At 72.0% G+C, this 26394-nt stretch carries 22 protein-coding genes and 1 pseudogene; 9 read left to right on the top strand and 14 right to left on the bottom strand.

What is annotated here, in order from left to right:
• Window positions 1-52 precede the first annotated feature (52 nt).
• Complete coding sequence (locus tag AUL35_RS07120) at window positions 53-985, top strand: carbohydrate kinase (RefSeq protein WP_062013473.1); 933 nt, start codon at window positions 53-55, stop codon at window positions 983-985.
• A gap of 9 nt (window positions 986-994) precedes the next feature.
• Here AUL35_RS07120 and AUL35_RS07115 read toward each other — a convergent pair whose 3' ends face one another.
• Window positions 995-1882: a LysR family transcriptional regulator gene (locus AUL35_RS07115; RefSeq protein WP_062013471.1), complete on the bottom strand. Its 888-nt coding sequence runs from the start codon at window positions 1880-1882 to the stop codon at window positions 995-997.
• 173 nt (window positions 1883-2055) lie between these two features.
• Between AUL35_RS07115 and AUL35_RS07110 the strand changes: the two genes are divergently transcribed.
• Both AUL35_RS07110 and AUL35_RS07105 read left to right on the top strand, forming a co-directional pair.
• Window positions 2056-2529: an AtaL-like protein gene (locus AUL35_RS07110; protein WP_062013469.1), complete on the top strand. Its 474-nt coding sequence runs from the start codon at window positions 2056-2058 to the stop codon at window positions 2527-2529.
• 62 nt (window positions 2530-2591) lie between these two features.
• On the top strand, window positions 2592-3260 hold the full coding sequence (locus AUL35_RS07105) for an NAD(P)-dependent oxidoreductase (protein ID WP_062013468.1): 669 nt from the start codon (window positions 2592-2594) through the stop codon (window positions 3258-3260).
• Between the two features lie 10 nt (window positions 3261-3270).
• Here the strand turns inward: AUL35_RS07105 and AUL35_RS07100 are convergent, their stop codons facing one another.
• The gene (locus AUL35_RS07100; RefSeq protein ID WP_062013467.1) at window positions 3271-4164 is read right to left on the bottom strand and encodes an AraC family transcriptional regulator; all 894 of its coding nucleotides are present in this window, start codon (window positions 4162-4164) and stop codon (window positions 3271-3273) included.
• Window positions 4165-4324: 160 nt separating this feature from the next.
• On the opposite strand from AUL35_RS07100, the gene AUL35_RS07095 reads away from it, so the two are divergent.
• Entirely contained in the window at window positions 4325-5293 is a 969-nt protein-coding gene (locus AUL35_RS07095; RefSeq protein WP_062013466.1) for an SDR family NAD(P)-dependent oxidoreductase, read from the top strand.
• A gap of 16 nt (window positions 5294-5309) precedes the next feature.
• Here the strand turns inward: AUL35_RS07095 and AUL35_RS22545 are convergent, their stop codons facing one another.
• The 6 genes and pseudogenes from AUL35_RS22545 to AUL35_RS07070 all read right to left on the bottom strand — a co-directional run bounded on the left by AUL35_RS22545 (window position 5310) and on the right by AUL35_RS07070 (window position 10744).
• Window positions 5310-5798, bottom strand: coding sequence for a class I SAM-dependent methyltransferase (locus AUL35_RS22545; protein WP_280137329.1), 489 nt, complete (start codon window positions 5796-5798; stop codon window positions 5310-5312).
• A 4-nt stretch (window positions 5799-5802) separates the two neighbouring features.
• Window positions 5803-6006, bottom strand: a pseudogene (locus AUL35_RS23175) (methyltransferase domain-containing protein); the annotation flags it as partial.
• Window positions 6007-6128: 122 nt separating this feature from the next.
• Complete coding sequence (locus AUL35_RS07085; RefSeq protein WP_062013464.1) at window positions 6129-6557, bottom strand: hypothetical protein; 429 nt, start codon at window positions 6555-6557, stop codon at window positions 6129-6131.
• 116 nt (window positions 6558-6673) lie between these two features.
• Window positions 6674-8701, bottom strand: a complete 2028-nt coding sequence (locus AUL35_RS07080; protein WP_062013463.1) for a GAF domain-containing protein — start codon at window positions 8699-8701, stop codon at window positions 6674-6676.
• A 167-nt stretch (window positions 8702-8868) separates the two neighbouring features.
• Window positions 8869-9282, bottom strand: a complete 414-nt coding sequence (gene arsC / locus AUL35_RS07075; protein WP_062013461.1) for an arsenate reductase (glutaredoxin) — start codon at window positions 9280-9282, stop codon at window positions 8869-8871.
• A gap of 82 nt (window positions 9283-9364) precedes the next feature.
• Window positions 9365-10744 (bottom strand): diguanylate cyclase domain-containing protein, encoded by a 1380-nt coding sequence (locus AUL35_RS07070; protein WP_062013459.1) that lies wholly within the window; start codon window positions 10742-10744, stop codon window positions 9365-9367.
• Between the two features lie 222 nt (window positions 10745-10966).
• Here AUL35_RS07070 and AUL35_RS07065 point away from each other — a divergent pair, with 222 nt between their 5' ends.
• Window positions 10967-12124: an NAD(P)/FAD-dependent oxidoreductase gene (locus AUL35_RS07065; RefSeq protein ID WP_192847062.1), complete on the top strand. Its 1158-nt coding sequence runs from the start codon at window positions 10967-10969 to the stop codon at window positions 12122-12124.
• A 40-nt stretch (window positions 12125-12164) separates the two neighbouring features.
• On the opposite strand, the gene AUL35_RS07060 is transcribed toward AUL35_RS07065, so the two are convergent.
• Window positions 12165-13175 (bottom strand): UDP-glucuronic acid decarboxylase family protein, encoded by a 1011-nt coding sequence (locus AUL35_RS07060; RefSeq protein WP_062013456.1) that lies wholly within the window; start codon window positions 13173-13175, stop codon window positions 12165-12167.
• A gap of 353 nt (window positions 13176-13528) precedes the next feature.
• Between AUL35_RS07060 and AUL35_RS07055 the strand changes: the two genes are divergently transcribed.
• Window positions 13529-14275: a Crp/Fnr family transcriptional regulator gene (locus AUL35_RS07055; protein ID WP_192847061.1), complete on the top strand. Its 747-nt coding sequence runs from the start codon at window positions 13529-13531 to the stop codon at window positions 14273-14275.
• Between the two features lie 23 nt (window positions 14276-14298).
• On the opposite strand, the gene AUL35_RS07050 is transcribed toward AUL35_RS07055, so the two are convergent.
• Both AUL35_RS07050 and AUL35_RS07045 read right to left on the bottom strand, forming a co-directional pair.
• A complete protein-coding gene (locus AUL35_RS07050; RefSeq protein ID WP_192847060.1) occupies window positions 14299-15558 on the bottom strand; it encodes an AGE family epimerase/isomerase in 1260 nt (419 codons plus the stop codon).
• Between the two features lie 169 nt (window positions 15559-15727).
• On the bottom strand, window positions 15728-17587 hold the full coding sequence (locus AUL35_RS07045) for a right-handed parallel beta-helix repeat-containing protein (RefSeq protein WP_062013451.1): 1860 nt from the start codon (window positions 17585-17587) through the stop codon (window positions 15728-15730).
• 432 nt (window positions 17588-18019) lie between these two features.
• Here AUL35_RS07045 and AUL35_RS07040 point away from each other — a divergent pair, with 432 nt between their 5' ends.
• From AUL35_RS07040 to AUL35_RS07030, 3 genes are read left to right on the top strand one after another with little or no spacing between them, the layout of a single operon-like run.
• Window positions 18020-19048: an NAD-dependent epimerase/dehydratase family protein gene (locus tag AUL35_RS07040; RefSeq protein ID WP_062013449.1), complete on the top strand. Its 1029-nt coding sequence runs from the start codon at window positions 18020-18022 to the stop codon at window positions 19046-19048.
• A gap of 36 nt (window positions 19049-19084) precedes the next feature.
• Window positions 19085-20518 (top strand): sugar transferase, encoded by a 1434-nt coding sequence (locus tag AUL35_RS07035; protein WP_062013448.1) that lies wholly within the window; start codon window positions 19085-19087, stop codon window positions 20516-20518.
• 59 nt (window positions 20519-20577) lie between these two features.
• Complete coding sequence (locus AUL35_RS07030; protein WP_082666171.1) at window positions 20578-22005, top strand: UDP-glucose/GDP-mannose dehydrogenase family protein; 1428 nt, start codon at window positions 20578-20580, stop codon at window positions 22003-22005.
• A gap of 85 nt (window positions 22006-22090) precedes the next feature.
• On the opposite strand, the gene AUL35_RS07025 is transcribed toward AUL35_RS07030, so the two are convergent.
• The 3 genes from AUL35_RS07025 to AUL35_RS22535 form a co-directional block, all read right to left on the bottom strand.
• Entirely contained in the window at window positions 22091-23413 is a 1323-nt protein-coding gene (locus tag AUL35_RS07025) for a lipopolysaccharide biosynthesis protein (RefSeq protein WP_062013446.1), read from the bottom strand.
• Window positions 23410-24762: an O-antigen ligase gene (locus AUL35_RS07020; RefSeq protein ID WP_062013444.1), complete on the bottom strand. Its 1353-nt coding sequence runs from the start codon at window positions 24760-24762 to the stop codon at window positions 23410-23412. Before AUL35_RS07020 ends, AUL35_RS07025 begins: the two co-directional genes overlap by 4 nt.
• The coding region (locus AUL35_RS22535) for a hypothetical protein (RefSeq protein ID WP_062013442.1) at window positions 24759-26394 on the bottom strand (1636 nt) is incomplete at its 5' end. The genes AUL35_RS22535 and AUL35_RS07020, both read right to left, overlap by 4 nt.

Below are 26394 nucleotides of genomic sequence, written 5' to 3'. Positions count from 1 at the left end.
GCGCTCGCCGCGCTCCCCTCATCCCGCCCTTCGCTCCCCCGGAACCGCCCTCATGACCTCGACCATCCTGTGCTGCGGCGAAGCGTTGATCGACTTCGTGCCGGTCGCCTTGCGCGAGGAGGGCTCGGGCTACCGGCCCTGCCCGGGCGGCTCGCCCTACAACGTCGCCCGCGCGCTCGGGCGCCTCGACGTGCCGACCGGCTTTCTCGGCGGCATCTCCCGTGACTTCTTCGGCGACATGCTGGTGGAGGGACTGGAGGAGAGCGGGGTCGCGACGCGCTGGGTGGAGCGGCGCCGGGCGCCCTCGACGCTCGGCTTCGTCAGCCTCGACGCCGACGAGCCCGCCTACGCCTTCTATGACGCCGAGGCCGCCGACCGCGCCTGGACGAGCCTGCCGGACGAGGCGGCCCTCGAAGGCGTCGGCTGCCTTCATTTCGGCTCGATCTCGCTGATCCGCGAGCCGGCAGCCGGCGCCTACGAGGCGCTCCTGCAACGTGAGGCGCGAGGGAAGCGGCTGGTCACGTTCGATCCCAACGTGCGGCCCTCGCTCGTCGCGGACGAGGCGCTCTATCGCGAGCGCATGGCGCGCATTCTCGCGCTCGCCGACATCGTGAAGATCAGCGCGGCCGACCTCGACTGGCTTCATCCGGGCCTCGACCCGGCGGCGGCGGCCGAGCGCTGGCTCGGCCAAGGCGCAGCGCTGGTCGCGGTGACCTTCGGCGAGCGCGGCGTCGTCGGCTATACGCGCGGGCGCCGGCTGGCGATCGATGCCATTCCGGCCGGCGTGGTCGACACGGTCGGCGCCGGCGACAGCTTCATGGCGGGCCTTCTGGCCGGGCTCCACGATGGCGGTCTTCTCAAGCGCGCAAGCCTCGAGAGCGCGGGCGAGGCGGCGCTCGCCAGGGCCCTCGCGCTCGGGCAGCGCGTCGCAAGCGCTACCTGCGAGCGCCGGGGCGCGGACGCGCCGCGCCGCGCCGCGCTCTAGCGCCCCGGTTCAGTCCCCCGCAAAGGCCGCGAGCTCCTCGGGGCGCCCCTGCGGGAAGGCGTCCCGCAGATGGTCGAGAAAGGCCGAGACCTTGGCGCTCAGAAGCCGGCGCGAGGGATAAAGCGCCCAGAGCGCGATCTCCGGCTCATCCGCCTCGCCCCACAGCGCGAGCCGCCCGGCCTCGACGTCGCGGCTCACCAGCGAGACCGGCAGCCGCCCGGCACCGACGCCCGCGCGCACCGCGTCGCGCACCATGACGTGCGAGGACAGGCGCAGAACCGGGTCGATCGCAATCGCATCACCACGGCCCTTGAGACGCCAGGAGGCGGGCGCGGGCGCTGATCCCCGCAGCACCGCCGGCACGGTGCCGCCGCCCGCGGGCCGCGCGAGGTCCGGTGCCGCCACGACGGCGAGCCGGTCCCGCAGGAAGACGCGGCCGACGAGGCCCGCATCGCTCGCCGGGTCCACCCGGATCACGAGGTCGTAGCCTTCCTCCACCATGTCCACGGCGCGGTCGTCGGTCGTCACCTCCAGCCGCACGTCCGGGTGCCGGAGCGCGAACGAGGCGGCGAGCGGCCCCATCGCCGTCTGCGAGAAGAGAAGCGGCGCGCTGATGCGCAGGCGCCCGCGTGGACGCCGCCCGCCCGAGGCGACGGCGGAGGCGGCCTCGTCGAGCTCGGTCAGGAGCACGCTCGTGCGCTCGAACAAGGCGCGTCCCTCCTCGGTCAGCTTCAGCGCGCGCGCCCCGCGCTCCAGGAGGCGCAGACCCAGCGCGGCCTCCAGCTCGCCGATCCGGCGCGAAAGTGTCGCCTTCGGCCGCCCGCTGGCGCGCGCCGCCCGGCCGAACCCGCCATGGCGCGCGACGAGGTTGAAGTCGGCAAGGGCAAGGAGGTCCATCTGTTCCACCCGTGGGACGGTCTATCTCGAAATATCGTCTACCGACCCGCTCATGGATCGCACATCTTCGGCTCGTCAGCCAGCCGAACCGGCGAGCGCCCCGCCCGCCCCAAGGCTCCAAGGCGTCCGGCGGACCCGGACGGACGGCCCCGTTCCACCTAAGGAGACGACCCATGATCTACGCCACCGCCACGGTTCCGGTGAACCCGCAGGGAGCGTTGCCGCTCACCCGCTCGCAAGCCTTCGCCGGGCTCGTCCTGAAGGCGCGCGACGCGCGGCTCTTCCTGCCCGAGGGCTTCTGCACGCGCTGCGAGGTCGTGGAGGAAGGCCGCACGCACATCGTGCGCGAGGCGACCATCGCGGGCACGGACGTGCGCGAGATCATCGCCTTCGAGCCGGACAGCAAGGTCACCTTCTTCCAGGCCGGCGGCCCGCGCGAGGGCGCGATCGTCAACGAGTTGTTCGAGGACGCCGACGGCGCGCTCCATTTGCGTTTCTACGGCTATCTCGGCCTGCGCGGGAAGACGCCGAACGGGCCGGAGGAAGCGGCCGAGCAGGCCATGCTCGACGGCGACAGGGGGTATCGCAGCGCGCTTCTCTCGACGCTGGATCGCACGCGCTCGCTGCTGGCGGAAGGCCGTCTCTGAATCCGGCAAGTCGAACCGCACCGGGGCGGCCGCCCCCTTTTTTGTTCAAAGGAGTGACCGACATGAAGGACAACCAGACGCAGCCGGGCCGCCTCGCGCGGCCCAGGCTCCTCGTTCTCGGCGCGACCGGGGGCACCGGGCGCCGGATCGTCGCGCAAGCGCTGGCGCGAGGCCACGAGGTGGCCGCGCTCGTGCGCTCGCCCGAAAAGGGAGCGGGCCTCGCCGGCGCCCGGATCGTGGTGGGCGATGCGCGCGACGAGGCGGCGCTTGCCCGCGCGCTGGAAGGGCAGGACGCCGTGATCAGCGCGCTCGGAACCCCGGCCAGCCCGTTCCGGGAGGTCCGGTTCCTGTCGGAAGCGACGCGGGTGCTTGTCAAGGCGATGGCGACGGCCGGCGTCCCGCGCCTCGTCGCGATCACGGGCATCGGCGCGGGCGACAGCCGAGGCCACGGAGGCCCCCTGTTCGATCGCGTGATCTTCCCGCTGCTCCTGCGCCACGTCTATGCGGACAAGAACCGGCAGGAGGCGATCGTGCGGGCGAGCGGTCTCGACTGGGTGCTCGTGCGCCCCACCATCCTCAACAACAAGCCCGCGCAGGGCGCGGTGCGGGCGCTGGACGACCTGTCGGGCTTCCATGGCGGCTCGATCTCGCGCGACGACGTCGCGCGCTTCGTTCTCGATCAGGTCGAGGCCGACACATGGCTCGGGCGTACCCCGCTGGTGATGGGGTGAGGGCGGGCGCTCAGATCGCGCCCGGTTGTTCACCGCCTCCCAGCAGCCGGGCGGCGTCGCGCGCCGGCGGAACCCCGAACAGGCGCCGGTACTCGCGGCTGAACTGCGAGGCGCTCTCGTAGCCCACCGCGTAGGCGGCGCGGCCGGCCTCGCCGCGGCTGACCAGGAGGCGCCGGGCGGCTTGGAGGCGCAGACGCTTCTGGTACTGCAGCGGGCTCATCGCGGTGGCGGCCTTGAAGTGGCGGTGGAACGAGGCAACGCTCATGCCCGCGATCCCGGCCAGGGCCTCGACCCGGAGGGGCTGGTCGAAGTGGCGCGCGATCCACTCGATGGACCGGCGCACGCGCGACAGGCGGCTGTCCTCGCGCCCGATCTGGCGCAGCATGGCGCCGTGCGGTCCCTGAAGAAGGCGGTAAAGCACCTCGCGCTCGCGCGAGGCGGCGAGAAAGGGGATGTCGGCGGGCGTGTCGAGGAGCGCGAGCAGGAGATCGAGGGCCTCGAGGAGCTCGGGCGTGATCGGCGCGACGCCGAAGCCGGCCACCGGATCGCAACGGGGCAGCGACGGCGCTTCCGCCAGCATCGCTCCCAGCGCCTCGCGGTCGAGCGTCAGGCCGGCACCGATATAGGGCCTGTGCGGGGAAGCCTCGACGATCCGCCCGCTGGCGGGGAGGTCGAGCGAGGCGACGAAGGAAGTCGCCGCGTCGTAGCGCAGCACCGTGTCCCCGATCAGGGCCTCCTTGGCGCCCTGCAGCACGACGCAGACCATCGGCTCGTAGAGGCCGGTCGAGGGAGCGCCCGGCTCGGTGCGAAGGGCGAGGCCGACGCGCGGCAGCGCGGTCTGCGTGCGCACGGCGTCGGCATGGCGCCGGGCGCGACGGATCAGGCGGTCGAGTATCTCCTGCATGACATCAGGATCGGCGATCGGGCGCCGTCCCGCAAGACGGCTGATAGGAATAGGCAAGAGTTCGATCCGATCGAGCACGGGCCGGCGGCGTCGCCTCGCCATATCGGTAGCGAGGCCGGCCGGACGTCGGCGCCCTCGTCGTTTCAGCAGGAGCCGTCCCATGACCCACGATTCCCTCGGTGCCACCTCCACCGCCGACGAGGTCCTGGCCGGCCTGGATCTCAAGGGGCGGCGGATCCTCGTCACGGGCGTCTCGGCGGGGCTCGGGGTCGAGACCGCCCGGGCGCTGGCGGCGCGCGGCGCGGACGTCCTCGGCGCCGCGCGCGACCTCGGCAAGGCCGAGCGCGCGACGGCTGCAGTGCGCGAGACCGCCGCCCGCAGCGGCGGCAGCTTCCGCCTCGTCGCGCTGGACCTTGCCTCGCTCGCCGGCGTGCGCGAGACGGCAGGCCGGCTCCTGTCCGAAGGCGACCTCCTGGACGCGGTGATCTGCAACGCCGGGGTCATGGCGCCGCCGCTCGGGCGCACGGCGGACGGGTTCGAGACGCAGTTCGGCACGAACCATCTCGGCCACTTCGTCCTGGTGAACCGGATCGTGCCGCTGATGCGTGCAGGCGGGCGCGTCGTCGTCCTGTCCTCGGCGGGCCACCGCTTCGCCGATGTCGATCTCGAGGACCCGAACTTCGAACGGACGCCCTACGACCCCTGGATCGCCTATGGCCGGTCGAAGACCGCCAACGCGCTCTTCGCGGTGGAGTTCGACCGGCGGCACCGCGCGAGCGGCATCCGGGCGAGCGCGGTGCATCCCGGCGGCATCCAGACCGAGCTCGGGCGCCACCTGACGCCGGAGGCCATGGCGGCGCTCGTCGAGCGGCTCGACGCGGCCGCGCGCGCGACGGGCGGACCGGCCTTCGCGTTCAAGTCGATCCCGCAGGGCGCGGCCACCTCGGTCTGGGCGGCCGTGGCGGCGGATGCGGAGGAGGTGGGTGGTCGCTACTGCGAGGACTGCCATGTCGCCGCCGTCCGGCAGGGCGAGGGCATCCGGGACGGCGTGCGGCCCTATGCCGTCGATCCCGAACGTGCCAAGGCGCTCTGGGCGGTGAGCGAGGCGCTCGTCGGCTGCGGGCGGTGACGGGCGCCTCGTCCCCTCAGGCGGCGCCGGCCGTCACGACCCAGGTCGCGGCCCGCAGGCTGACGCCGCCGTCCACGGCGCGCCCGGCCAGCATGGCGCGGACGCGCGGCTCCGCATCCCGCCGCAGGTCCGGGCGGTCCCGCAGGATGCGGCCGAGCGCGCCGACGCGGGTCACGACGCGCAGCGTCTCCTCGACGCCGCCGCACGAGACCGGCACGTCGAAGGGGGCGATCGAGGACGGGCCGAAACCCGCCCGCCGCAGCGTGTCGCGTATCGTGCCGGGATCGGCGAAGCCGAGATGCGGGGCATTCTCGAACGCGAGGCCGGCAGCCTGAACGGGCGCGTGGTCCAACTCGTTCTCGCCGGCCGCGCGCCAGCACACGAAGCCGATCCGGCCGCCCGGGCGCAGCAGACGCCGCAGGTGGCCGAAGGCCGCCACCGGGTCGTCGAAGAACATCACGCCGAAGCGCGAATACACGGCGTCGAGGCTGGCGGGGGGGTAGATCCACCACCGCCGCGTCGCCCTGGACGAGCACGGCCTGGGAGAGATGCTTCAGGCGCTCGCGCGCGATCGCAAGCACATGCGGGGCGATGTCGATCCCCGTGACGCGGCCCGACGCTCCGACCCGCGCCGCCAGCTGCGCCACGGTCCGGCCGGTGCCGCAGCCGACATCCAGCACCTTCCAGCCCGCGCGCGGACCGAGCGCCTCCATGGCGGCCCGTCCGAGCGGGTCGAGCTGGAGGTCGACCGGCGCGGCGAGCTCGGCCCGCATCCGGTCGGCGCGCTCGAACGACGTCTCGGCCTCGGGCATGGGATCCCGGCGCGCCGCCTGCGTCAGCCGGTGCGGGACGTCAGGGCGAAGGGCTGCGAGTTCGCCGCCGCGGGCGGCTGGCGCGTGGCGACGGCGCGCCAGCGGCGCATCGAGGCACCCGGCTCCAGCGGGGCGAGGCGCAGGCCGAGCCCGTCATGGTCGAGGCTGACGTACCAGCCCTTCATCAGCGCGGCGGCGAGGCCGAAGGGAATGCCGAAGCGCGACAGGCAGGACGCCATCTCGGCGGTGCCGTCGCGCCGCACGACCCGGGCGCAGCGCGTCGTGCAGAGCGCCAGGTCGAGGTCGTGGCCGCCGCCCGGCCAGCGGGCTTCCAGCGATTGGCCCAGAAGATCGATGGCCTCGTCCGTTCCGCTGGCCCCGAGCACCGAGCGCAGCCCCTGCGCGACCAGAACCGAGCGCAGCTGCGAGAGCTGATGATCCGTCCAGAACAAGGCACCCCCGATCCATCGTTCGTCCGAGATGCGTGCATCTATCGCCCGCTCGCGCCCCGGCAACGGTCTGGCTGACGCGTGTCTTGCGCCGTTCCCGGGCCGTCGGCGCCAAGGAGTCAGGCGTCGCCGCGCCCCAGCTCGAAGCACAGGCCCGACGGGGCGAAGTCGAGGCGTCCCGTACCCTCGAAGTTGGCCGCGACGACGCGCTCCAGAAGCTTCGAGCCGAAGCCGCGCCGTTCGGGTGCTGCCACCGGCGGCCCGCCCGTCTCGACCCAGCGAAAGGCGAAGGCCCCGTCCTGCGCCCCCCAGGAGACCGACACCCGGCCGGTCTCGTTCGAAAGGGCGCCGTACTTGGCGGCATTGGTCGCGAGCTCGTGGATCGCGAGCGACAGGCCGAGCGCCTGCTGTGCGCTCAGCCGGAAGCTCGATCCGTCGAGCCGGATGCGGTCCTCCTCGCCGCGATGGGGGCCGATCGCCGCCTCCACGACATCGGCCGCGTCGGCCTCCTCCCAGGAGGTTCGCGTGAGGATGTCCTGCGCGCGCGTGAGCGCCGCCAGGCGGCTCTCGATCGCATGGCGCGCCGCCTCGACGCCTGTGGCCTGGCGCAGGGTCTGCGAGGCGATCGCCTGCACCATGGCGAGCGAGTTCTTCATGCGGTGCGCGAGCTCCTGGTTGAGCGTGCGCTGCTGCTGCTCGGCCTGGATGCGGGACAGGGCGGTCTGGGTGCGGTCGGCCACCTGCTGGACGAAGAGGATGTCCTCGGGCGACAGGGGGCGCAGCTCCGCGAAGTGGACGAAGGCGACCAGCACGAAGCGGCCCCGCTCGATCACCGGGAAGTTGAGAAGGACGCGGATGCCGATCGTCGCCATGGCCTGCGCGCTGGCGCTCGTGCGCGGGTCGGTGGTCACGTCCTCGACGATCACCGTCTGGCCGCGCTTCAGCTCGTCGATGAACGAGCCGTAGTCGCGGAAGCGGAACGACCCCTCGACCGGCACGGCCCCCTCGCGGCACCAGTTCGGGTGCATGAGGACGCTCTCGCGCTCGGGATCCACGGTGCCGATGCCAGCGCGCGTCGCGTTGAGGGCCGTCGCCAGGATCTCGGCGGCCGCGCGGGTCACCTCCTCGGGCTCTGCGAGCGTTCGCAGCCGCTCGCCGAGATCGGCCAGCGCCGCCTGGCGGCGCACCTGCAGCACGTGTTCCGTCACGTCGTAGCCGATCGTGAAGATGCCCGTGACCCGCCCCTCCTCGACGAAGGGCTGGTAGAGGAAGTCCAGGAAGTGCTCGATCGCCGGCCCGGCAGGGTCGGGCCGGGCCGAGAAGGGGGCCGCCTTCATGGAGAAGGCCTCGCCGGTCCGGTAGACCCGGTCGAGAATGTCGGTATAGCCCTGCGCGGTCGCGTCCGGCAGCGCCTCGCGAACGCCAAGGCCGATGAGGTCCCGCCCGCCCACGGCCTCGCGATAGGCCGCGTTGACCATCTCGTAGACATGCTCCCGCCCGCGCTGAAGGGCCATGAAGCTCGGCGCGTTGTCGAAGAGGGAGGCAAGGCGCCGGCGGCCCTCGGCCGCATCGTCGCGCGCGACGCGCAGATGCTCCACCAGCTCGTCGCGCTGCGCGAGCAGGCGGCGCATCTCGATCTGCGCCACGACCTCCCGTGCCAGATGGCGCAGGATGTTGCGCTGCTGCTCCGTCAGGCCGCCGGGGCGGGGCACGGTGTCGATGACGCAGAGCGCCCCCAGCGAATGGCCCGCCTCGGTGACGAGCGGCGCGCCCGCGTAGAAGCGGATCGCCTCGGGTCCCGTGACGAGCGGGTTGGCCGCGGTGCGGGGGTCGCGCGTCAGGTCGGGAATGACGAGGACCTCGCGCCGGTCCAGCGTGTGGGCGCAGACGGAGCGGTCGAGCGTCGTCTGGTCCGGCTGGAATCCGACCCGCGCCTTGAACCACTGCCGGTCCTTGTCCACGAGGCTGACCAGCGCGATCGGCGTGGCGCAGACCTCGCTCGCGATCGAGACGATGCTGTTGAAGCCTTCCTCGGGCGGCGTGTCGAGGATGTCCAGGGCGTCCAGGGCCGCGAGACGCTCGGGATCGTCGAGCGCCGAGCCGGAGAGAGGATCGCGCGCGGGATCGATGGGTGAGGAAAGGGTCATGGGAAGAAGGTATCCGGCGAAACGCCCGCGACGGCCGCGCCTGCTTGGGTTTGCGAAAGACGTCTTGGCGGAATTCGACCTGGCGCGAAAGTCCTAGCTCCCTGATTTCGCCGCAGGATCGGGCGCCGGGCGAAGATCCGGAGCGGCGGCTGCGTCCGTCCGCCGTCTCACGCGCCCGAGGCTGTCGCCCCCACCACCTCGCCGTTCTCCTTGGTGAAGGTTTCGACCGGCCGGTCGAGGAGGTCCAGCACCTTCTCGGACGGCCGGCAGAGCGCGGCGCCCTTGCCGGTCACCACGATCGGCCGCTCGATCAGGATCGGGTGCGCCGCCATCGCCGCCAGGAGTTCCTCGTCCGACAGCTTCGGGTCGCCGAGCCCGAGCTCGGCATAGGGCGTGCCCTTCTCCCGCAGGATGTCGCGCGGCCGCAGGCCCATCATGTCGAGAAGCTCGGCCAGCACCTCCCGGCTTGGCGGCGTCTTCAGATATTCGATCACCTGCGGGTCCTCGCCGGAGCGGCGGATCATCTCCAGCGTGTTGCGCGAGGTTCCGCAGGCGGGATTGTGGTAGATCGTGACGGTCACGACGGGTCTCCGGGGCACGGGCGATCGTGACGACTATGCGAGGCTTTCGCCGCGCTTCAAGGGGGCGGGCCGCTCGATTCCCTCAGGCGGTGAGCCGTCCGGCGACCGGTTCGGCGTGGAAGCGGACCTCGCCCTTTGCCTGGCGCTTGCCGAGATAGAGCGCCTGGTCGGCATTGCGCAGCAGCGTGAGGGGGTCGGCGCCGTCGGCCGGCGCGAAGGTCACCCCGACCGTCGCGCTGATGCAGGCCCGCTCGCCGTCGCCGACCATGATGGGCTGCTCGATCGCCGCGATGATCCGTCGACCGACGGCGAGCGCCTCGCGCGGGTGCGAGAGGCCCGGCAGGATCACGGCGAACTCGTCGCCGCCCAGCCGCGCCGCGAAGTCGCGCGCGCCGAGGCTCGCCTCGAGGCGCCGGGCGACCTCGCGCAGGACCTCGTCGCCCGCCTCGTGGCCCCGGCTGTCGTTCACCGCCTTGAACCCGTCGAGGTCGAGATAGCCGACCGCGAAGCCCTCGCCGCCTGCGGCGAGACGCCGGGACGCCCGGTCGAGGCGCTCGAACAGGAGGACGCGGTTCGGCAGGCCGGTCAGCGCATCGTGCGAGGCCCGGCGCTCGCTTTCGGCGACGGCGCGTGCGGCCGAGCGCGTCTGGCGGACGAAAAGCGCGGTCAGGGCGCCGAAGGCGAGGGCCACCGCGGCCCATCCGGGCACGGCGAGTTCGAGCAGACGGTCGCCGGGGCGCGCGCCGTCCCAGGCGAGCGCCGCCACGAGCCGTCCGTCGGCGCTCACGAGCGGCACGGACGCCTCGCCCTGCGGTGCCGGCGCGAGATGGAGGCCGGGCAAGCGGTAGACATGGGCGACGCTCGCGATCATCGTCGGATCGACCACGTCCACGAAGACCAGCTGGTGCCTCGGCGTCGCGTCGGTCGCGTCGGCGAGTTGGGGGCGGATCGGAACGATCACCGCGATCGCCGGCTGGCCCTGCGCCAGAACGAGCCCGGCGGTCGCGCCCTCCGACCCGCGCGTGCGCTGGTGGGCGAGAAGCGTGTCGAAGCCGCCCGCCAGGATGTCGGAGACCGGCCGATCGAAGGGCTCGCCCCGCACCACGGCGTAGCTCGCCGTCCCGTCGGGCCGCACCACGAAGGTCATGTCGAGGCCGTAGGTCGCCTGTGTCGACGCGCCGATGTTCTCGTCGCTCCACGCCCGGTCCGGATGGTCGACCAGCTTTTCGACGGCCTCGTCCCAGGCCCCGTAGTCGGTGGCGACCTTCTCCATCTCCTCGCCCCGGACGGCGAGGGCGCTCTCGGCGAGACGGGCCTGTTCCTGCTGGGCGACCGAGGTCTGGTATCCCGCGACGAGCCACAGAAGAACCAGAAGGCACAGGAGCGACAGCCCGACGAGAACGGCGGCGGGCATGGTGACCCGCGCGACAAGCCGTCCGTATCCGGTCTGCGATCCTTCCATGGGCCCCGGCTCCAACGCACCGTTTCGATGATGCGCCAGGCGGCTGAAGAAAGCGTTCGAATCGATGCTTCGATGCGGTCAGTCGGAAGCTCCCTTGGCGGGATCGCAATCCGGCGCAAGGCCGAGCCGCTCATGCTCCTCGGGAGTACTCCCCGATCGGTGCTGCCAAGGCGCGTCCCCTGACGCAGGATGCCGCGGGGTCCGATGGGGGAAGAAACGAACATGTTCGACGTGGCGCTCGTGGGCGGTGGCCTGGCCGGATGCCTGTCGGCCTCGCTCCTGGCGCGGCGCGGCTACGAGGTCGTGCTGATCGACCCGAACGACGACGTTCCCGCCGACTTCCGGTGCGAGAAGATGGAGCCCGGGCATCTCGACCGGCTCGCCCGCCTGGGTCTTGCCGGCCCACTCCTTGCCACCGCGACGCAGCTCGACCACCTGTGGGTCGCGCGGTTCGGCCGGCTTCTCGACGTCATGCCCTTCCGCCAGTGCTCGTTCCGCTACGAGGGGCTCGTCACGGCCTATCGCGCCGCCCTGCCGCCGTCGGTTGCGCGCAGGGCGGCGCGTGTCGTCGACATCGCGGCGGATGATCGTGGGCAGAGCCTTCGTCTTTCGGACGGCTCGAGCCTCGACGCGCGCCTCACGGTGCTCGCGACGGGCCTCAGCCAGCCGCTGCGGACCGCGCTCGGCGCCCGCCGGCGGGTGAGCCACCGGGGGCATTCCATCACGATCGGCTTCGACATGGCGTCGCGCGAGCCCGGCGGCTTCCTGTTCCCGGCCCTCCAGAACAACCCCGAGCGCCACTCCGTGGGGGTCGGATACCTGTCGCTGTTCCGCCTCGGAAGCGTCATGCGGGCGAACCTCTTCGTCTACCACGACATGCGCGACCCCCTGATCGCCGCCTTCCGGGCGCAGCCCGCCGAGACGCTCGCCCGCGTGTTTCCGCACCTGCGCAACCTCACGGGCGACGTCGAGATCGTTTCGCCGGTGCGCGTCCGCTCCACCGACCTCGAGGACGAGTGCCGCCCGCGCGTGCCGGGCGTCGTCGCGATCGGCGACGCCTTCCGTCCGGCCTGTCCCGCGACCGGGCTCGGCACGATGAAGGTGATGACCGACGTCGAGCGGCTCTGCGAGGTTCATGCGCCCCGCTGGCTGGCCGAGGGGGCGATCCCGGCCGCGCGCGTCGACCGCTTCTATGCCGACCCCGCCAAGGCGGCCTGCGACCGGCTGGCCTGGCGCCGGGGATTGCGGATGCGGGCCTTGGCCACGCAGACGCGGGCCGACTGGGCGGCGCAGCGCTGGCTGCGCTTCGGCAAGCGGGCCGGCCGGGGCTGGCTGCGCCGCGCGCTCGAACCCCAGGCGGCGCGGGACGGCCTCGCCTGACCGGGGAAGCCGGAGCGAGGCCGCTCCGGCTGGACCGTCCTTACTCGGCCGCCATGAGGAGGTCCGGCGCCGACAGACGCGCGTCGAAATGCCGGATCGTCAGGGCAAGGCCCTCATCCAGCGTGACCGTCGGCCGCCAGCCCAGAAGCGAGCCGGCCTGCGTGATGTCGGGGCAGCGCTGACGGGGGTCGTCCTGCGGCAGGGGACGGTAGACGATGCGCGCGCGCGATCCCGTCATGGCGACGACGCGCTCGGCGAGCTCTCCGACCGTGATCTCCATCGGGTTGCCGAGATTGACCGGACCGGCCGGCGCCCGGTCCAGCGCCATGAGGCGCAGGAAGCCCTCCACGAGATCGGAGACGAAGCAGAAGGAGCGGGTCTGCGAGCCGTCGCCGTAAAGGGTGATGTCGGCGTTGGTGAGCGCCTGGACGACGAAGTTCGAGACGACCCGCCCGTCGGCGGGGCTCATGCGCGGCCCGTAGGTGTTGAAGATCCGGGCGAGCCGCGCGTCGACGCCGTTCTGGCGGATGTGCTCGTAGAACAGGGTCTCGGCGCAGCGCTTGCCCTCGTCGTAGCAGGCGCGCGGCCCCCAGCTGTTGGCGTGGCCCCAATAGGCTTCCGTCTGGGGGTGGACGGCCGGGTCGCCGTAGATCTCGGACGTCGAGGCGTGGAAGATCGGGGCGTCGTTCTCCTGCGCGAGCGCCAGAAGGTTCAGCGCGCCCAGGACGCTCGTCTTGATCGTGTGGAGTGGATCGCGCTGGTACTGCGGCGGCGAGGCCGCGCAGGCCAGGTTGTAGATCGCCGACACGCGGAGCGAGAGCGGCTCGGTCACGTCGTGCCGCAGGAAGCGGAACCGCTCGTTTCCAAGGAGATGCTCGACATTGCCGAGGCTGCCGGTCAGGAGGTTGTCCAGGCACAGGACAAAGTGGCCGCGCCGCAGCAGCTCCTCGCACAGATGCGAGCCCAGGAACCCCGCGCCGCCGGTGACGAGAACGGGAAGGGAGCCGGGAGCGCGCTCGCGCGCCGCCGCGGGGGAAAGGGGTTCGTTCACCGCTGATCTCCATGAAGACCCGCCCCGGTGGCGAGCGACAAGGAGGTTGGTCGCAGGAAGCGGGGCCTGCGGTCCTTGACGGCGATCAAGTATGCGCGGTGGCAGAAGCAGTAACCTTCTCAGATCGAAAGGGCATCCGACCGGCCGGTTCCGATTGGATGTTGACGTGCGCGGCGCTTTACTACCCAGCACGGATAATTGCCCGAGAGCAAAAAGAAGATAGATGAAGAAAGGGATGAGTCCGGTCGCGGGCGAACCTGCCGCCGGGCGCCGCCGGGCATGGACCGGCCATGGGGTGAAAGGGGTCCCGCGGGGACATGGTCGTGTTCGGTCCCTCTTCGCGCAGGGAGGCGATGTCCTTGATGCCGGCACCGGTGAACCACGCGCCGCGCCTTCCCGCCCGCCCGACCCTCGCCGACGCGATCCGTCAGCGATACGACGCGGACGAGGCGGCGGCGGTCAGCCTGCACGGCACGGTCGCCAACGTTCCGGCGGGCAGCGAGATCATCGCCATGAACGCCGAGCCGAAATACGTCATCTCGATCCGCGACGGGCTGGCGATCCGGCACCGCGAGAACTCGGACGGCAGCCGCCACATCCTCGGCTTCCTGCTGCCCGGCGACATCTGCAATCCCAACCCGTTTCCCAGGGCGCCGGCCGACCACGTCGTGGCGGCGGTCACGCCGGTCGTGGTGGAGCGCATTCTCATCAGCCACCTGCAGATCCTGTTCCTGCAAGGGGGCGCGGGGCAGGTCGTCCTGTGGGAGGCGGCGGAGCGGGAATGCGCGGGGCTGCGCGACCGGGTGGGCATGCTGGAGCGGCGCGACGCCCGGGTGCGGGTGATCGAGGTCCTCGGCGATCTCGTGGCGCGCATCGTGGCCTACAAGGGCACGGGCGGCGCCATCCGGCTGCCGCTGACCCAGAGCCACCTCGCCGACGCCGCGGGCCTGACGCATGTCCATGTGAACCGCATCCTGCGCGGCCTGCGCGATCTCGGTCTCGTCGCCACGCAGCGCGGATCGGTGGTCGTGCGCGACGCGGAAACCTTTCTCGCCCTGGCGCGGGCCAACGCGCATGCCGGCCCTCACGAGAGCGCCTGAAGGGACGGCCCGGGCGGCGCCGCTCAGTGCGCCGTCTGCGCCTCGCGTTCGAGGCGGGGCGCCGGAAGGCGGCGGGCGGCCTCGCCCTCGCTGCCGGCATAGGCGAGGATTTTGCGGATCGCGCAGGCGATATGGTAGAGGGAACTCGCGGGCGCGGGCTCGGCTGCGAAGCTGCCGGCGGGCTCCATGACGTCGTGCCAAAGGCCCGCCGTCGACGGCCGGAGATAGAGAAGCAGCGTCTCGGCCGCCTCGGCCGCCTTGCGCTCGGCTTCCTCGACCGCGCCGGCGCGGCTTTCCTCGGCGAGGGCGAGCCAGGCCTTGAGACGCTCCGTCTGGGGCCAGAGGCGGGCGCGCGCGTCGGCGCTCGAGCCGTCGTGCCAGACCGCGTTCACGGCGACGCGCCGGACGGGGTCGACGCCGTGCGTCTCGGCGAACCGGATCAGCGTATGGGGCAGGTCGCCCGCCTCGCCGCCGGCCAGGCGCTCCCAGCGCATCAGGAGCCAGGCCCACTCGAAGTTGTGGCCCGGCTCGACGCGGTACCGCCCGCCCTCGGCGAGCGGCTTGCCGGCCAGGTCGAACGCTTCCAGGACGGCGCCGTGTCGGCGATCATAGAAGCATGTCGAGAAGAGGTGGACGATGCGGTTCGCCAGGGCGTGCCATTGCGGGGCGTCGTCGATCTCGATCCAGGCGAGGGCCGCCTCGAGAAGGTGCATGTGCGGGTTGGCGAGGATCGGTCCGCCCGCGTCGAGCCGCGTCGCGAACGCCCCGCCGCCGGCCGGGAAACGGGCCAGGATCTGGCGCAGGAGCTCGTGCGCCCGGGCGCACGCCTCGCCGCCGCCCAGAAGCCGGTGGGCATGGGCATAGGCCAGAAGCAGGAAGGCCTGGTCATAGAGCTCGTGCCCCCCGTCGCGCAGCGAGCCGTTGCTCTCCAGCGAGTGGAACAGGAAGCCGTGGGCCGACGTGTGGCCGCACAGGAACCGGTAGCCGTGCCGCACGCAGGCACGGGCCGCCATGCGGCTCCAGCCCAGTTCCTCGGCGACCGCGAAGGCATAGACCTGCCGCGCGCTGACCCGCACCCTGCGCGGTCCCGTCCCGGCCCGGCCGTCCGGTTCGATGGTCTCGGCGAATCCGCCCTGCGCATGGTCGAGGCCGACCACCGCCCAGAGCGGCAGGATGTCCTCGAAGAGGCAGCGCGCCAGGGCCTGCGCCGCCCGCGCGACGGGGCGTCCGGCTTGCGGGGCTGGGGGCGGCAAGGGGCGGGCGAAGGGTACGAAAAGGTTCACGGCTCGTCGCTCCTCGGACACGGATCCTGCTCCGAGGATCGACCGGGAGCCGCCCTTGTCCTTGCCTTGGATCAATCAAGCGACGTCCCCAAGGCGGTAGCCCGGTCGAGGCCCGCCCTTTGGAGAAGGGCGGAACCCCGACCGGGCCGTCAGCGGGACGGACCCGACGTCAGCCGAGCAGGAAGAAGTCCGAGTGCAGCGGCGACAGGGACAGGTTCTCGATCGTCATCTCGTGGGGCGCCGGCGTGGCCGCCGACGCGGCTCCCGACGCATCCTGGGCGAATGCGAGATGGCCCTGCGACAGGAACGACATGTCGTGCTGGTCGGGCAGGAACGACAGGTTCGCTCCCCGGTCCGCGCCCCAGTGCGTTCCGAAGTGGAACGTGTCGGAGGCGGTTCCGCCCGTCGCGGGCTGGCCCGCACCCATGCCGTCGGCCGGGGTGGCCGGGGCGTCCGGCGTGGTCGGCGCCGGCGTTGCGGGCGTCGTCGGGGTCGCCGGCGCGCTCGGGTCCGCCGGGGTGACCGGGGCGGCCGGGTCCGCCGGGGTGACGGGATGCGCCGGATCGGCCGGCGGGGTGTCGGCGGGCGGCGGGGTCTCGCCGCCGGTCACGGGAGGGGTGGCCTCGGGCGCGGAAGCGGCCGGCGCCGCGCCCAGCCAGGCGGAGGTGTCGGTCGTCGGCGCGGCGAGCGTCGAGCCGTGCTCCTGGCCGGACGCGGCGACGAAGGAATCCCAGTTGGAATCGTTGATGTTGCTGCCCCAGCGCCAGTGGCTGCCGTCGGACATCTCGTAGGTGTTGTTCGCGAAGCTGTTGTTGTTCAGAAGGGTGCTCTCCTGGTAGTCCGCCACGCCCCCGTTCAGGCCCTCGCCCGACTGCGAGACGACGAGGTTGTCGTGGACGTTGTTGCCGGTCGTCAGGTGGTTCCCGAGCGGGCCGTCGCCGCGATCCTGCTGGATCAGGGCGATGCCGTTCACGCCGCCCGACATGTCGACGCGGTTCCCCGAGACCTCGACGTTCTGCGAGTTCTGGACCTGGATCTGGGCGCCCCAGAGCCAGTCGCCGACATGCGCGCTCCCGTTGCCGACCAGCGTGTTGTCGCGGATCGTGGCGTCGTAGGAGATTTCGTGGCTGATGCCGCCGCCGTCGTTGTTCACCACGAGGTTGCCCTCGTAGTCGACGTTCTTGCTGCTCTCGTCGGTCCACAGGCCGTAGCCGTGGTTGTCGTGGGAGTAGTTGTCGCGCACCACGAGGTCGGTCGCCGCCCCGAACTTCGAGCCGCCGCCTTCCCAGTTCGGGTTGATGCCGGACCAGTAGCCGTTGTGGCCGAGCTCGTTATGCTCGACGGTGATGTGCGTGCCGGTCGCGCCGACGCCCATCTGGCCGTTGTCGTGCGAGTTGTTGCCCGAGATCACGCCGTCGTTGCGCACCGTGATGCCGACGCCGTAGTTGAAGCGCACCTCGTTGTTCTCGACCGTCCAGCCCGGCCCGTCGCCCCGGATCGCGCCGTACTGCGTGGGCGAGTTGAAGTGCTCGACGACGAAGTTCGAGACCGTCACGTTGCTGGCGTTGGACTGGAACGCGGCCGGGCTGCGGCCGGCCTCGACGACGTGGCCGTTCGGGTCGTCGGCGAGGTAGATCTTGTCCGCCCCGTAGTCGAAGAAGAAATGGCCGGACTTGAGATCCGCCATGTTGTCGACCGGGGTCAGCGGCTTGCCGTCGACGAAGACCGTCTCGGGGTATCCGGCGCGCTCGGCGCCGGGAGCGCCCTGGTCGGTCGCGTAACGTTCCCCTTCCTGCGTCTGGTTCGAGGCCACGAAATGCGACCCCTCCTGCGTGAAGTCCTTCAGGACCGTGCCGCCGTCCAGGACGGCGCCCTTGGCGCCGATGAAGGTCTGGCCGTCCTTGGGGACGATCGGGCTGCCGAGGTGGTAGGTGCCCGCCTCGAACCAGAAGGTCGAGCCGTTGGGCGATCCCGAGACGATGGACTGGACGTCGGAATTCGGCGTCAGGACGATCGCGCCTGAAGGCATGGCATGGTCCGTCTGACCGAACGTGTCTGCTTTGGTAACTGCCAAAATGAGTGCTCCGTTTGAGGCACCCCCCTTAGATTTTCGAAAATCGGGCAAAGATGGGCATCTATTTAAGTAAAATTGACTGATTAATTCGTTTTTGGAATGTTTTTGATTGAGATCAACTGCATGATTGATCGGCGTAACATGCGGTGGCGGCAGTCTTTTCAGAAGCCGCGACGCCGGGCTCCGGCCCGCGCGGTCGCCTGCGGGACCCCGCAGGTTTGATCGGGATCAAGCGCGAATTTCCCGAGCGAGGGGGTGGGGTGATGCGGATCGGGAACACCTTTTCCGCGCGGCAGCGAGAATGAGGGTACTCCGATTGCGAAAGGTGACTTCGCCGGACGCCGCTTCTCAAGATGACGCCGTTCCCACAAAGGAAGGCCCGGACCCATGCCGACACGCTCATCGACGTCTCTGCGCATCCTCGTCACCGGCGCGGGCGGCTTCATCGGCCACCATCTCGCCACGCGCCTCAAGGCGGAGGGGCACCACGTGCGCGGCGCCGACATCAAGCGCCCCGAATACGAGGCGACGGCCGCCGACGAGTTCCTGCAGGTCGACCTGCGCGATCCCGCCAACTGCGCCGCGGCGGTCGAGGGGATGGACCAGGTCTATCATCTCGCCGCCGACATGGGCGGGATCGGCTACATCAGCCAGTCCCATGCCGAGATCACGCTCAACAACACGCTGATGGACCTCCACATGGTCGAGGCCGCGCGGCGGGCGGGCGTCGTGCGCTTCCTTTATTCCTCGTCCGCCTGCGTCTATCCCCAGCACCTCCAGCGCGACGCCGACGTGCGGCCCCTTAAGGAGGACGACGCCTTTCCCGCCCAGCCCGAGGAGGGCTACGGGCTGGAGAAGCTCTATGCCGAGAAGTTCTGCCAGTACGTGCGCGAGGATTTCGGCATGGAAACGCGCATCGTGCGCTTCCACAACGTCTACGGCCCGCTCGGCACCTATGACGGCGGGCGCGAGAAGGCGCCGGCCGCGATCTCGCGCAAGGTCGCCATGGCCGAGCCGGGCGGCGCGATCGACATCTGGGGCGACGGGCAGCAGACCCGCTCCTTCATGTATATCGACGATTGCGTCGAGGGCCTCGTGCGCCTCATGCGCTCCGACCACCGCGCGCCGCTGAACCTCGGAACGGACGAGCTCGTGACGATCGACGAGCTCGTCGACATCGTCTGCGAGGCCGCCGGCAAGACGCTCGTCAAGCGGCACGACCTCGCCAAGCCGCAAGGCGTGCGCGGGCGCAACAGCGACAACAGCCTCCTGCGGCAGGTGCTCGGCTGGGAGCCCGGCATCCACCTGCGCGAGGGGATCGTGCCGACCTACCGGTGGATCGACGAAGAGGTCGGCGCGCGCGCCGCCCGGCCGCTCCGCCCACAGGCCGCCGCCGCTGCCGCCCCGGCGCGCTGACGGTCCCCTTGGCGGCGAGGCGCGGGGTTTTTCGTCATGTCGGATGCGAGCTTTCTCACGGCCGAGCGGGCCGGGCCGGGCGCAAGCGCGCGGCGGGCGATCCGCACCGGCGCGCTGGTCGCGGCGGACGTCGCGGCGGCCACGCTCGCGATCGCGCTTCTTGCGGCCATCCTGCGGTCGACTGGCCTTGGTCCCGGCGCCGGCTCGCCCGGCGACTGGCTGATGCTGGCGCTGGCCTGGGGCGCGCTGCTCGTCGCGCTTCACAAGGCGATGGGCTTCTACGCGGTCGGTCGGCGCGGGCCGATCGAGCAGTTCCGCGACCATGTCCTGGCCTGCGCCCTCCTGTCGAGCATGGCGGCCTTCGCGCTTGCGGCCCATCTGGCGGCGCCGGCCCTTCTTGCGTCGTGGCTTCTGGTGTTCGGGCTCATGACCGTTCTCGGGCTTCTCGCCCGGGGTCTGGTGCAGGAGGCGCTGATCCGCCTCGATCTCTGGCGCGAGCCCGTGGCGCTGGTCGGGCCGGCCGGCGCGGTCGGGCCGCTCGCCGCCAGGCTCGAGGCCGAGCCCCGGCTCGGCCTACGGCCGGCGCTCCAGGTCGCGATGGACGCCGCGCCCTCGATCGGCGCGGCGCTCGGCGAGGGGTTCGCCGAGCTGGCCCGGGCGGGCGAGCCGGTGGCCTGCGTGATCCTCCTGTCCACGGGCGACGGCGAGCGGGACTGGCGGATCGCGGCCGACCTGCCGGTGCCGAGCGTCCTCGTCCTTCGTGACGCCGGCTCGCTCCAGACGCTCTGGATGCAGCCGCGCGCGGTGGGAAGTGCCGTCGGCTTCGAGCTGCGCCACGGCCTGCTCCTGCCCGGCAACCTCCGGCTGAAGCGCGTGTTCGACCTCGCGCTCGCCCTGCCGCTCCTCTGCCTCGCCGCGCCGCTCGTGCTTCTCGCGGCGCTCGCGGTGGTGGCGGTCGATCCCGGCAACCCGTTCTACGCCCAGCCGCGCCAGGGCCACCGGGGGCGTACGATCCGCGTCCTCAAGCTGCGCAGCATGTACCGCGACGCCGAGGCGCGCCTCGAGCGCCACCTGGCGGAGAACCCGGAGGCGGCCGCGCAATGGGCGCGCTCCTTCAAGCTGCGCTCCGACCCGCGCATCCTGCCGCTGATCGGGTCGCTCCTGCGCCGCAGCAGCATCGACGAGCTGCCGCAACTCCTGAACGTCGTCCGGGGCGACATGAGCCTGGTGGGGCCGCGCCCCTTTCCGTTCTACCACCTCGAAGCCTTCGAGGCGGGCTTTCGTGACCTGCGCGCGAGCGTGATGCCGGGTCTGTCCGGCTACTGGCAGATCAGCGCCCGCAGCGACTCCGACCTCGAGGCGCAGCGCCGCCTCGACGTCTTCTACATCCGCAACTGGTCGGTCTGGCTCGACCTCTACATCCTGGTCCACACGCTGCCGGCCGTCCTCCTGGCGCGCGGCGCGCGCTGACCGCCGCCCTCGCGCGCACCGCGCCTTCCATCGCCGTTCAGCACAGGAAGCACCCTCCCATGTCGAACATCTGCATTCTGGGAACCGGCTATGTGGGCCTCGTCACCGGCACGTGCCTGGCCGAACTCGGCCACGCGGTGGTCTGCGTCGACGTCGATCCGGCCAAGGTCGAACGGCTTCGGCGCGGCGAGCCGCCGATCTTCGAGCCGGGCCTCGAGCCCCTGGTGCGCCGCAATCTCGATGAGGGACGCCTCGGCTTCACCGGCGACCTCGGCGCGGCGCTGCGACCGCGGGACCTCGTGCTGGTGGTCGCCGTCGGCACGCCGTCCGCGCCCGACGGCTCGGCCGACCTGCGCGGCTTCTTTGCCGCCGTGGACGAGGCCGTCCGCCTTCGCGCGGCGCAGTCTCCCGAAGGACGGCTGACGCTCGTCGTGAAGTCCACGGTTCCGGTCGGCACCTGCCGCTGGCTCCAGGCGATGGTCGGCGCGCGGCTGGAGGAGGGGCGCTTCGCGGTCGTGTCGAACCCCGAGTTCCTGCGCGAGGGCTGCGCGGTGGACGACTTCCTCCGCCCGGACCGCATCGTGGTGGGGTGCGAGGACGCGGATGCCGCCGCCGCGATGCGCGAGGTCTACCGCCCCCTGACCGAGCGCGGCACCCGGCTGATCGAGATCGACACGCTGGAAACGGCGGAGATGATCAAATACGCGGCGAACGTCTTCCTGGCCACGCGGATCGGGCTTTTGAACGAGTTCGCGCGCCTGTGCGAGAGCGTGGGCGCGGACGTCTCGGCGCTGGCCGAAGCGGTGGGCGCCGACCGGCGCATCGGCCCGGCCTTCCTGAAGGCGGGACCGGGCTTCGGCGGATCCTGCTTTCCCAAGGACCTGGCGGCCCTCACGCGCTTTGCGGCGGGCGGCGAGGACGGCGCGGGGATCGCCGCGGCGGTGATCGAGGCCAACGAGCGGCACAAGCGCGCCATGGCGCGCAAGGTCGCCGAGGCGCTCGGCGGTTCGCTGGAGGGACGGCGCGTCGCTCTCCTGGGCCTCGCCTTCAAGGCCGGGACCGACGACGTGCGCGAGGCCCCGGCGCTGGCGGTGGCGCTCGCGATGACGCGTGCTGGCGCCCGCGTCGTCGCCTTCGACCCGGTGGCCGGCGCGCAGGCGCGGCGCGAGTGCCCCGCCATCGAGCTCGCGGGAAGCGTCACGGAAGCACTTGTGGGCGCCGACGCGGCGGTGGTCGCGACGGAATGGGCCGAGTTTCTCGCGATCGACTGGGCCGAGGCGCGCCTTGCGATGCGAACGCCGGTCGTGGTCGACCTGCGCAACATGCTCGACGCCCGCTGTCTCCTGCGGCTCGGCTTCGCGTATCGCGGCGTCGGCCGCTTCGCCTCGCCCGCGCCGCGGCCCATACTGGCCGCGTCGACGGGACCGGCCGACCGTCGCCCCTTCCAGCGGTTCGAGGACCAGCCGCTGGCGCAGGCCGCCGAATAGGCCGACCCCGGCCCGCCTCCTCTCGAGCCCCGCCCTCCCGGGCGGGGCTTTCGCGCGTCCGCAAGTTCCAGAACGCGAGGCGCCGTCAGAACCGGTCCATCGCCGCGATGGTGGGGGACGACGGGGCCGGACGGTCGCGCTCCTGCGCGAGACGGCGGGCGACGACGGCGGTCATCCAGGCGGTGCGGGCGACGAGGCTGAGCGCCGCCGCGACGCAGGCGCCGAGGAGGCCGAGGGCGCCCACCAGCGGAACCGCGGCGGCCAGCACCGCAAGGCCGGTCGCGGCATCGCCCGCAAAGGCGATCCGACCGTCGCCGGAGCCGTAGAGATGGGCCCCGGCACCGGCCGCGAGGAAGCCGAACACGGCGCCCACCGCCATGATGCGCACGGCCTCGAACAGGACCGGATCGGCGAAGCTGCGGGCGTAGACGAGATCGAGAATCCGCTCGGGCGCTAGGATCATGCCGAGCGACAGGAGGCCGACGATGGGAAGGCCCGTCGCGATATAGGGAAGCGACAGGCGTAGCGCGGCGCGCGCGCCCCCGCTCCGGCCGCGCGCCGCCGCCTGCGGGATGACGTTGGCGATGCCGATCACCACCGGGTTCGCGACGTTGACGACATTGACGGCGAGCTGGAAGGTTCCCGCTGCGACCGGCCCGTGGAACGAGGCGAGGAGCCAGGGCAGGACGCCTCCGCGCAGCGCCAGAAGGGCGTTCGATCCGAGCGACCAGCGACCGAGCGTCCAGTAGTCGCGCAAGGTGGCGCGGACCGGCCAGACCGGGCCGGGGTCCCGCCGCCAGAGGCCGATCTGGACGGACTGGAGAAGGGCGCCGACGACCGAGGTCGCGGCGGCGGCATAGAGGGCGACGGCCAGATCCAGCGCCGCGACGCGCGCGAGCGCCACGACCAGGAGCACCTGGCCGAGATAGCTCACCGCGTCCCCCATGATCGCCGCGCGGTGCCGGAAGGCGCACAGAAGCCCCCGCCGGGTGCATTCCTGGATCTGGCTCGACAGGAGAAGGCAGGCCGAAGGCAGGAGGAGCGCCGGATCGACGAAGCATCGGTTCACGATTCCGAAGAGAAGGGCGAGCGGCGCGCCGGCGAGGAGCGTCAGCTTGAAGGTGGCGCGGATCAGGCGGCGTCGCTCGGGCTCCGGCAGGACGGTGGCTCGCACCGACAGGGGGTAGAAGATCACCGCGTTGCCGAAGGTCTGCGCCAGCGGCAGGGCGCTGACGAAGAGCGCGTAGGTGCCGAAGGTCTCCAGGGACAGGCTGCGCGCGAGCGCCACGCTGAGAAGAAAGGTGCCGAGGCTGAGGACGGCCTGGTCCGCCAGGACCCAGGTCGCGCGCGGCCAGCGCAGCCAGCGCGGGCGCAGCGCCAGGACGGCCGCGGCCGGCCCGGAAATCATGACGGCGCCAGCCGGTCGTAGACCATCGCGCTGCCGATCCCCGCCCCGAACAGGACCCAGAACACGACGCCGACCAGCGGCCCCTCGAGCGCCACGTCGAAGCTCGCGTCGATATAGGCCGACAGGAGGTAGGCGAACAGGAAGATGAACCAGTGCGACCAGTCGCGGTCGCTCGCCCGCCTGGCCTTCACGACGTACCACAGCATGGTCGCGAACCACGAGACGAGGATCGCGACCCAGATCGCCAGTCCCGGCACGCCCGCGCGCGCCAGAATGGTCATGTTGCCGTTGTGCGGACTGCGCAGCAGGGGGCCGTCGGCCACGAACGTCGTGAACCCGTCGTCCAGCGCGAGGTTGATGCCGAAACCCTTGCCGGTCCAGAAATAGTCGCCGTGCAGGGTGTAGCCGAAGATCTTGTCCCACCAGGCGAGGCGCCAGGCCTTCGTGTCGTCGAGCCCGCTGTCGCCCGACGACCCGGCGATGCTGACGACGTTGTCGACGAGCTGCCCGACATCGACCGAGCGCTTGATGCCGGGCAGGGCGATCTCGGCGCCGGTCGCATAAAGAAGGGCCAGAACGGGGAGGATCACGAGCGCCGCGTTGACGAGGGGGCGCACGCGACCCGACAGGGCCACCGCCGCGAGCGCGGGCAGCACGATCGAGACGAGGCCGCCACGGCTGAGCGAGGCGACGAAGGCGACGTCCGCCGCCAGGAGCGCGATCCAGACCGGGTGAAAACGCCGGAAGCCGAGAAGCGCGAAGACCACCGCCGCGCACAGGTGCACGCCGATCTCGCCCCCGCGCACCAGAAGGATCGGCGCCCCCGACAGCGGCCAGACCGGCATGCCCTCGCCGATCGCCGTCTCGAACGCGTAGATCGGGACGATCACCAGGGCGTAGAAGAAGACGAAGGTCCCGATCCACCGCACGGCGTTTCCGATCCGTCTCGGACGCTCGAGGAGGAGATTGGCGGTGACGATCGCGAACAAGCCGTAGACGAGGATGACGCTGTCGCGCAGCGCGTCGATCCCGTAGAGCGACAGGAAGGGCAGCGTCCGAAGCACCGTCCAGATGATGCCGGCCAGCATCAGCGCCATGGGCAGGCTGAACAGGGGCAGCGTGCCGGGCCGGGGCCACGCAAGCGTCGCGAGCCCGACGCCCAGGAGCATCTCGGCCGGAAACAGGGGCGGGATGCCTGCATAGGCGAAGCCCTTGCCGAGCGTCGCATAGCCGGCGATGGCGAGAAGAAGGGCCGCGAAGTAGCGGTCGCGCCACGAGGCGGCACCCGCCCCGGACCAGGAGGTCCAGGAGGCGGCAGTCGGCTCCGGCGCCTCGAAGGCGCTCGTCACACGCAGTCTCCCGCCATGGCCCGCGCCGAGCCCCTGGCGCGGCGCGACAGGAGCCGGTTCTGGAAGTAGAGGCTGTCGCGCGGCCCGAAGGCGTCGTGGCGCTTCAGGTCGACCTGCGTGAACACGAAGGCGAGCGCGGCGGCGGGTCGGGGCAGGGCGGCCAGCTGCCGCACGGCGAGGGCGAGCGCGGCGCGCGGCGTGCGATGCCAGGCGAGCGTCAGCACGAAGACGTCGGCGGCCCGCGCGAGGATCGCGGCGCGCGGATCGGTGAGGATCGCCGGCGCCTGCACCAGAACGACGTCGCAGGGGCCCGCATTCGTATCGAGCCAGTCGAGAAGCTGCGCGGGCTCCTCGAACGAGGGCACCACATGCCCGCCCGCTTCCGCCTCGGCCGCCTCCTCGCCGACCGTGCGCGCGATCGTCGTCGCGATCATGCCCTTGGGCGGCGCGTCGGCCGGGGAGGCGGCGGCCCCGGCGGGCGTGGCCGTGGGCTCCACGAGCACGACGCGGCGCCCCGCCTCGGTCAGGATCAGCGCGAGCTCGCGCACGAGGCCCGTCGCGACCTCGCCGGGCAGCGCCGCGCCGAACACGATGAAGCGGCGGCCGGCCGCCGTGTCCGACAGGCCGAAGCGGTTGATCAGCCCGCGCAGGGCGATGTCGCGCAGCTCGCGCTCCTTCGGGATGGCGGAATGCGCCCGTCCCGGAAGAAGCCCGACGCAGGCCATGCCGAGGCCGCGCTCGGCCGGCGCGACCTCGGCATATCCCGTGTCTCGCGCCTCGCGCGCATAGACGAGCGCCAGGCCCGAGGCGGCCCCGCCGAACAGGCCGATCAGGAGCGCGGTCACGAGGCGTTGCGGCAGGGAGCGCTCCAGCGCCTCGGCCGGGCTGACGACGACGGCGCCGACCGGACCCGACCGGCCCGCCGCCCGCGTCTGCTGGAGCTGGGCGCGCAGCTGGTCGAGGCTGGCGACGGCGGACTGCCAGCGTGCCTGGAGCCGAAGCGCCTCCTGATGTCCCGGACCCTCGCCGACCGCGAGGCCCTGCATGCGCGTGATGTCGGACAGGAGCGAGCGCTCGCCGATCTGGGTGCTGAGGAGATCGCTCTGCGCCAGCGCCAGCGCGTCCGTCACGGCGCGGGCGCGGTCGGTCTCGAGAGCCTTCAGGGCGGCTTGCGCCTTCTCGTAGCGCGGATGAAGGGGGCCGAGGCTCGTGCGCAGGAGGGTGAGGTCGCGGCGGGCCATGAGCTCGGCGTCCACCAGGCGCTGGGCCTCGCCCGCCCCGTCGAGGTCGCCGGCCAGGGGAACGGTGCCGCGCTCGGCCGCCTGGCGCAGCCGTTCGACGCGCAGTTCCTTCTCGCGCCGCACGCCCTGGCGCACCGCGAGCTGGGCGAGAAGGTCGCGCAGCTGCTGGTCGGTCGCCGAGACCGCGCCCGCGGCCGGCAGCGACAAGGCGGTCTGCTCGGCAAAGGACTGCAGCGCCCGTCCGGCCTCGTCGGCCTCGCGCTCGGCCTGCGCGATCTGCGCCGCGATCTGGGTCACGCGCTCGTCCTTCGCGCCCGCCTCCTGTTCCGCGCGCGTCGCCCGGTAGGCGTCGGCGAAGGCGTTGGCGATCGTGGCGGCGGTTCGCGCGTCG

The organism is Aureimonas sp. AU4 (genome assembly GCF_001463765.1).
GTDB lineage: Bacteria > Pseudomonadota > Alphaproteobacteria > Rhizobiales > Rhizobiaceae > Aureimonas.
Note: the sequence above shows the minus strand (reverse complement) of the source record. Positions and strands in the feature narration are given on the sequence as shown.